The organism is Streptosporangium sp. G11 (assembly GCF_051192615.1).
In the GTDB taxonomy this organism is placed as follows: domain Bacteria; phylum Actinomycetota; class Actinomycetes; order Streptosporangiales; family Streptosporangiaceae; genus Streptosporangium.
This window is the reverse complement of sequence record NZ_JBPJUQ010000172.1, coordinates 1-6928: the sequence shown is the minus strand read 5'-3', so window position 1 is coordinate 6928 and position 6928 is coordinate 1. Positions and strand designations below refer to the sequence as shown.

Annotated in this window: 9 protein-coding genes; 2 read left to right on the top strand and 7 right to left on the bottom strand. The window is 68.2% G+C overall.

Annotated features, from left to right (window positions below; translation table 11 throughout):
* Window positions 1-76 precede the first annotated feature (76 nt).
* Window positions 77-286: a zinc finger domain-containing protein gene (locus ACSDR0_RS48760; protein ID WP_435295808.1), complete on the bottom strand. Its 210-nt coding sequence runs from the start codon at window positions 284-286 to the stop codon at window positions 77-79.
* 318 nt (window positions 287-604) lie between these two features.
* Between ACSDR0_RS48760 and ACSDR0_RS48755 the strand changes: the two genes are divergently transcribed.
* Window positions 605-1279 carry a recombinase family protein gene (locus tag ACSDR0_RS48755; RefSeq protein ID WP_435295807.1) on the top strand — a complete coding sequence of 225 codons (675 nt, stop codon included), beginning with the start codon at window positions 605-607 and terminating at the stop codon, window positions 1277-1279.
* A gap of 68 nt (window positions 1280-1347) precedes the next feature.
* On the opposite strand, the gene ACSDR0_RS48750 is transcribed toward ACSDR0_RS48755, so the two are convergent.
* The 3 genes from ACSDR0_RS48750 to ACSDR0_RS48740 form a co-directional block, all read right to left on the bottom strand.
* On the bottom strand, window positions 1348-1554 hold the full coding sequence (locus ACSDR0_RS48750; protein ID WP_364857688.1) for a hypothetical protein: 207 nt from the start codon (window positions 1552-1554) through the stop codon (window positions 1348-1350).
* 162 nt (window positions 1555-1716) lie between these two features.
* A complete protein-coding gene (locus ACSDR0_RS48745) occupies window positions 1717-2412 on the bottom strand; it encodes a hypothetical protein (RefSeq protein ID WP_435295806.1) in 696 nt (231 codons plus the stop codon).
* A 171-nt stretch (window positions 2413-2583) separates the two neighbouring features.
* Entirely contained in the window at window positions 2584-3624 is a 1041-nt protein-coding gene (locus ACSDR0_RS48740; RefSeq protein WP_435295805.1) for an NAD(P)-dependent alcohol dehydrogenase, read from the bottom strand.
* Between the two features lie 132 nt (window positions 3625-3756).
* Here ACSDR0_RS48740 and ACSDR0_RS48735 point away from each other — a divergent pair, with 132 nt between their 5' ends.
* A complete protein-coding gene (locus ACSDR0_RS48735) occupies window positions 3757-4479 on the top strand; it encodes a TetR/AcrR family transcriptional regulator C-terminal domain-containing protein (RefSeq protein WP_435295804.1) in 723 nt (240 codons plus the stop codon).
* Here ACSDR0_RS48735 and ACSDR0_RS48730 read toward each other — a convergent pair whose 3' ends face one another.
* The 3 genes from ACSDR0_RS48730 to ACSDR0_RS48720 form a co-directional block, all read right to left on the bottom strand.
* On the bottom strand, window positions 4480-4818 hold the full coding sequence (locus tag ACSDR0_RS48730) for a tyrosine-type recombinase/integrase (RefSeq protein WP_435295803.1): 339 nt from the start codon (window positions 4816-4818) through the stop codon (window positions 4480-4482).
* A gap of 373 nt (window positions 4819-5191) precedes the next feature.
* Window positions 5192-5341 carry a hypothetical protein gene (locus tag ACSDR0_RS48725; RefSeq protein WP_435295802.1) on the bottom strand — a complete coding sequence of 50 codons (150 nt, stop codon included), beginning with the start codon at window positions 5339-5341 and terminating at the stop codon, window positions 5192-5194.
* Window positions 5342-5371: 30 nt separating this feature from the next.
* On the bottom strand, window positions 5372-6928 hold a 1557-nt coding region (locus ACSDR0_RS48720), incomplete at its 5' end, for a transposase (protein WP_435295801.1).

The window sequence follows — 6928 nt, the reverse complement described above, 5'->3', positions numbered from 1 at the left end:
TAGAAAGGGCCGTCGTGTCATACCTGCACCCCTACCCCTCACGGGATGGCTTCACGATCACCTCTCAAACACGTTCTTAGCGTTCAATTCCGGCCGGATAGTCCCAGCACCCCTGGTAGGTGCCGGCCACGGCGCCCGAGCGTGACCGGCACGGTGAACCGGGCGCGGCGGTACATCGCGGGCACGGGTGACGTTCGACCTCATCGGCGTCACGGGTGTCATTCCCGGCGATGGCGGACAGAGCGACAGATTCGGTGTGTTCGCGGAGTTCCGGGGCCTCGGCCATGCCCCAGATGCTCTCACAAACATTTCCCAGAATCAGACGATCCACCGACTTGCATGAGAACGAGTTCTGAGACGAAATCCGCCTCTGCGGCGATCAGAACCAGCCCTCCGAGACCATCGGGTGATCTTCTCTGGGAATCGCTCGTTTGTGAGAACGGGCGATGCCTGCGCTGGCGGCTGTGACGGCTGCGGGAGCACGGAAAGGGGTGGGGGTATACAGGTCCGCGGTCTTTGACGGCGGGCGATAGGCCTGTGGAATGTTCCGGGTCGTCACAGCTTCCGGTACAGCGTCGGACGCTCCACCATCCACCGCATCACCATGGGCCGCAGACCTCCGGGTAGAGCGCTGGCCCGCCAGATCAAAGCGCACGCCCCGCACTGCCGGGTCATCCTCACCGTCTATGAGATGAAGCGGCTGGGCCGTGACGCCGCCGAACTCACCGCCCTGGCCGACCACCTGACCGCGCACGGCCTGGTACTGGAGATGCTCGCCGGACCGCTCGCCGGGATCTACGATCCGTCCGGGCCGGGCCGGATGCTGTTCGCGTTCTTCGCCGCGATGGCCGAGACCGAACGCGAGGCCATCCGCGAGTCCACCCTGGAGGGCCTGGACGCCGCCGCCCGCAAGGGCAACCACGGCGGCCGGCCCCCGGTCATCACCGACGACATGCTGCACACCGTGCTGCGCCGCAAGGCCGCCGGGGAACGCGTCGAAGACATCCGCAAGGACCTGATCATCCCGACCGGGAAACGCAAGGGCGAGAACCCGTCCCCGGCCAGCATCTACCGGGCCCTGGCCGAGCATGACAAGACCCAGGCCTACCCCGAAGCCGTCGAGGCGGCGCACGCCGACTTCGCTCTCCTGCACGGCGAAGACCTCCCCCGACCCCGGCCGGCCCGCATCCGACGCCCGGGCCAGGCGCTCACGGCGGAGCAGGCCGAACTTCGCCACCGCCTGCAGAGCCAGCCTCACCCGAACGCGGAACTCCGATAGCGCACACGATCAGCCCCGGCGCCGCACAGGATGTCACGGCATCCTCGCCATCGATACGAGTCGCTCCCTTAAACGGGGTTAAAACACCAGGTCAGGAGGGATGAACCTCCTCGCGCGGCCCGTCTCTGGCGTATTCCGGCCGCCCCCTTGTAGAGGTGGAGGTAGTCGACGTAGATGTAGAAGAACATGAAGCTGGTCCAAGCTGCCGTGAGCTTGGCCTGCACGGGGATCGGCGGGTTGTCGAGCAGGCTCGGGGTGTTCGTTCGGATGGTCATCGGTTCTTCTTTCGAGAGGAGCGGTCTCCCCGCCGGAGTGGCGGCAGGTTTGGGCGTGAATACGCACGGGTGGTCGAATTCGAGGCTGTGGCTGCCATCCCCGGGCGGCCCTCCACGGAGTCCTCGCCAGCGTGCGCAACCTCGGCGCCGCCCTCATCTCGGTCACGACCGGACGAGGCGCACGCCGGTCGCGAGCAGCCAGACGAGCCAGGCGACGAACCCTAGGAGCCCGACGAAAATCAGCGGCGAGCCGTCGGCGATCGCGAGGTTGCCCAGCCCCGCGGCGAGCAGCAGGCTCCCGCCCACCATGCCCAGCAGGCGCTGCCAAGCCGGAGTCAGCCCGCTCGCGTGCGCGGCGAGGGCCGAGCCGATGCAGGTGGTGCCGAGCATCGGCAGCGCCAGCGCGAACGCCGCCGCGTGAATCTGCCAGACGAGCCCGAACGCGGGCGTCGGCTCGGCGAGCCCGTCGGCGGAGAGCGCGAGCCCGATCTGCAGGACGTTGACAAGCACGAAGATGGCCGACAGCGTCGCGCCAGCGGCCAAGGCGAGGCGCGACCAGTCAGCGCCCGCTCCGCCGCGCCGCTCCACGAGGCCGTGCAGGCCCGTCACGAACACGAGCAGCAGCGGCAGGTACAGGGCTACCAGACCGGACACGATCGCGACCGCGTCGCGGTTGGCCGCGTAGTAGGCCAGCACTTCCTCGATCGGAGCGCCGTAGGGCAGCGCGCCCGTTACCGCAAACAACACGTTCTCTATCACCACCAACACCGCGAACGCGATCGCCGCGGCACCGACGAGCCGGCCTCGAACGAACCAACTGTGGGCTGGCGTGGTGGCGGTGTTCTTCGGTGATCTCATCTCTTACTCCTTCGTTGCGGTCGGATGACCGGCGGGTTGTCGAGCAGGTTCGGGGTTTTCGTTGGGATGGTCATCGGTTCTTACTTTCGAGAGGAGCGGTTCGTCCGCCGGAGTGGCGGCAGGTTTGGGCGTGCACACGCACGGGTTGGGTCGTTCTCGTCGGTGCGGTCGTCAGACGGTGACGACGACCTTCCCTCGGGTGTGGCCGGCCGCGACGTAGCGGAGGGCGTCGGCTGCTTCGTCGAGGGGATACGTGCGGTCGATGGCGGGCGTGACCTGCCCGGTCGTGAGCAGGTCGGCCAGGGTGAGCAGGTCCTGGCGCTTCTCGACCGACGTGAAGGGCTTCAGCCGCTGACGGGTGAACCCGGACAGCACGCGCGCTTTGACGATCCGGCCGAGGGGGCCGAGCCAGCGGCCGCCGCGTCCGCTGTTGGGGATGAGGGTGCCGGTGGGCGTCAGCGCTCGGCGGACAGCCGCCAGGGGCTGGGCTTCCACGTTGTCGAGGATGACGTCGTAGCGCTTCCCGGTGCGGGTGAAGTCGGTCTCGGTGTAGTCGACGACGTGGTCGGCGCCGAGCGACCGGACCAGGTCGACGTTGCGGGTGCTGCACACACCCGTCACCTCGGCGCCGAAGGCCTTGGCGATCTGTACGGCGAAGGAGCCCACGCCGCCCGACGCGCCCGTGATCAGCACCGTCTGGCCCGGTCGAACGTTCGCGATGTCGCGCAATGCCTGCAATGCCGTCATGGCCGACGTGGGCACCGCTGCCGCGTCCACGTCCGACAGGTTGGCAGGCACGGACACGAGGTGGTCCGCCGGGACGCAGGCGTACTCCGCGAGCGTTCCTGTGGTGCTCCAGCCGAACACCTTGTCGCCGGGTCGGAGAGCGGTGACGTCCTTCCCGACCGCTGCCACCACGCCAGCGAGGTCCCTGCCAGGGATGCCGTGGCGCGGCCGGCGGAGCCCGAACACCAGGCGCACCACGTACGGCTCACCGGTCATGACGAAGTAGTCGCCAGGATGTACTGAGGTCGCGCCCACCTGGACGAGCACATCGCCTCGACCGGGCAGCGGTAGCCCGACCTCGGACGACTTGAGCACCGAGGGCGGGCCGTAGCGGTGCTGGACGGCGGCCCGCATCGTCGCCGCCCCGGCCGGACTCGCCCCCGGCACCAGGCCGTCTCCGGTATTCGATCGCTGTTCGATCCCCACAGAAGCCTCCTCCTCCGAACCGCGACACTCGCTGACTCGTACACCGTACGTCGTACGTCGTACGAGTGCGTCTGCTGTACTGTGCTCGTACGCTGTACGATTGTCAATCTGTACGAGCAAGCGAGGAGACCCGTGTCCGGGAGGGAACAAAGGCAGGTCGCGTCCGACGCGGGGCTGAGCAAGCAGCGGGTGGTGGTCGAGGCGGTCCGGCTCGCCGACCGCGAGGGGGTCGACGGGCTGAGCATGCGCCGGCTGGCTCGCGCGCTCGGCGCGGGCGCGATGTCGCTCTACTACTACGTGGCGAGCAAGGACGAGCTGCTGGACGCCATGATCGACGTCGTGTTCGAGGAGATCGAGCTCCCGCCCGAAGAGACCGACTGGCAGTCAGCGATGCGACGTCGGGCGGTATCCGCCCGACAGGTTCTCGCACGCCACCCGTGGGCGAACGGCCTGATGGAGTCGCGGACATCGCCCGGGCCCTCGAACCTCCGCCACCGCGAAGCGGTCACCGCCTGCCTGCGGAGGGCTGGCTTCTCGGCCTTGATGGCGACGCACGCCAACTGGTTGCTCGACAGCTACGTCTACGGTTTCGCCCTGCAGGAAGCCAGCCTGCCGTTCGACACCGCCGATGAGTTCGCGGACATGGCCGAGGACGTCTTCCTGCCCCAGCTCCCTCCTGACGAGTTCCCCTACCTCAACGAGTCCGCCGCGGCGCTCGTCTCTGCCGGCTTCGACCCGGCGAAGGAGTTCATCTTCGGCCTCGACCTCGTCCTAGCCGCCCTCGAGTCCCTGAGGGGGTCAGATCAAGTACGAGAGAAAGGGGCAGCGTCCCCTCCCACTCGGAGAAGTTCCTGATCAGTGGGTACGGCGGCGGGGTGCCAGGACCTCGGTGACCTTGGCGATGGCTTCGGCACCGGGTTTGACGTAGCGCATGGCGGTGCGGGGGTTCTTGTGGCGGGTCTTGCCCATGATGAGCCGCAGCGGCACTTCGGCGTCGCCGAGGTGGGTGGCGGCGCTGTGGCGTAGTTGGTGCAGGTCGAGGCCGGCGTAGGTGTCGAGCAGGACGCGGACGCGGTCGTAGCCGGGGGGCACCACAGCACACCTCCGGCGTTCCAGTCCGGCGGCGGCGGACTCGACTCCACCGCCGACGACTACCACGCCTTTTTCCAGATGCTGCTCAACGGCGGGATTCACGACGGCGAGCGGATCCTGTCCCGGCCCGCGGTCGAGCTGATGACCACCAACCAACTTCCGCCCGAGCAGCTGGCCGCCCGGGAGGCCTTCGGCCGCGACTCCGTCCATCGGGGGTACGGCCTGGGGCAGCACGGCGGCTGGGGGTTCGGCATGGCGGTGCGCACCTACCGCGGCGACTACGCCCCGTCGGCCAGTTCGGCTGGGACGGCGGCAGCGGCACCACCGTCTACGCCGACCCGCACCACCAGCTCGTCGGCATCCTGCTCACCCAGACCGGCATGTCCACCCCGGATTCGGCGCGGGCCATCCACGACTTCTGGACCACGCTCTACCAGGCCATCAACGACTGACAGCCCATGCCAACAAGTTGCCGTCATACGCCGCCAAGCGAGCCGAGACCACCGATGCTCAGCCGAGCGTTCAGGTCGAGGCGGACCTCGCCGTACGGGCGCACGTGCAGCCAGAACAGCGGGGTCAGGCCACGCCGGTCGACCGGGGCCCTGTCATCAACCGCCTGCGCCACCTGTCTGCAGGGAGCGGGGCGCCGAACCCGTCAGGGCATCAGCCCCAGCTCACGCAGCTGTGCGGGCCGCAGCGGCCGCCAGCCGCTGGTGTCGAGCTTGGCCAGCTCCGCCTCGACGTCCACATTGATCACGCCGAAGAAATTGATATTGTCGCTGTGCCCGGGCGAGATGTGCGACAAGATCTCATCGGGCACATCCCGGCCCTGCGAACGCAGCTCCAGCACCGCCCGAGAATAATATTCGGTCGTCCACGCGACCACCGAATTGGTCAGCAGCGTCAGACACCACGCCTGCTCCGTCTGCTGCTCCAGATGCGGCCGAGTGATCGTGCCCTGCTGTGCGTAGTGCAGGTCACGGCGCAGCGCGTGCAGGCTTTCGCCCTTGTTCAGCTGCCGCGAGATCTTCCTCCTGAAGGCCGGGTCCGACAGGTACTTGGCCAGGTGCACGGTCCTTCTGAGCATGCCCCACTCCTTCAGCGCGGCGGCCAGGGTGTTCTGCCGCGAGGCGGCCGACCACTTGCCGACGATCAGCGAAGCGGTGGCCTGGCCGTACTTCAGCGACCCGGCCATCCGCAGCAGGTCCGGCCAGCAGCCGGCCACCAGGTCCTCGTTCCAGCGCGCGCCCAGCAGCGGCCCGGCGTGCGGGTAACGCTTGGTGATCTCGGTCGGGGTCTCGTCACGCACCAGGGTGACTCGGGTCAGATCCCGCAGCCGCGGGGTCAGCGCCTTGCCGACCAGGTCGAACAACGCAAAGTTGATCAACGTGGCGCCGTGAGTATCGGTCGCATGCTCGGCGATCGGCAGGTCGGTCGCGTTGCCCAGGAAGTCGTCCAGGACGAAGTGCGCCTCCCGCGCCGTCGGCACGATGATCTTCGTGCCGTACGTCGACCACTGATCGGAGACATGGGTGTAGGTGGACAGCACCTGACCGCCGTGAATGACCATGTTCCGGCCGGTCACGGTCTTGCCCCGGACAGGGAAGCGCTGGCCGTCGGAGGAGCTCATGGTGCCGCCGCCGAACACCTTGGCCAGCTCCAGGCCGTAGTGGTGGTCGACGATGACCGTGTTGGCCTCGCGCAGCGTCTCCTCCCGCACGTACCACTCCATCGTCCAGGCCAGCACGTCGTAGGACACCCCGCACGCCTCCGACATCCGGGCCAGGCCCAGGTTCGTGGACATCGCGATGAGCACGGCCAAGATGTTGCGCTTGGTCTCCACGGACGTGCTGAGCTTGCGCCCGCCGGCGTGGGTGAAGCAGTCCAGGAAGTGCGTGCGCGCGTCCAGCTCGATCAGCAGCGAGGCGATCGGCGCGAACGGCAGCATCCCGGCCAGCTCGTCTTTGAGCGCCTTGGCCTCAGCGGGCACGTCCTCGGCCGACAGCGGCGGCACCACCAGATGCTCGTCCTCATCCAGCCGGACCATGCCGGTGTCATCCGGCAGCGCTTGGACCAGCGTCTTCTCCAGCTCCTGCAGAGCCTCGTGCAGTTCCTCCTTGCCCTCCTCCAGCGCCTGGGCCGCGTTCGGCGGCTTGCTCACCAGGCGGCAGTACTCGGCGCGCCGGGGCGCCCACTGCTCGGGCGTGTACAG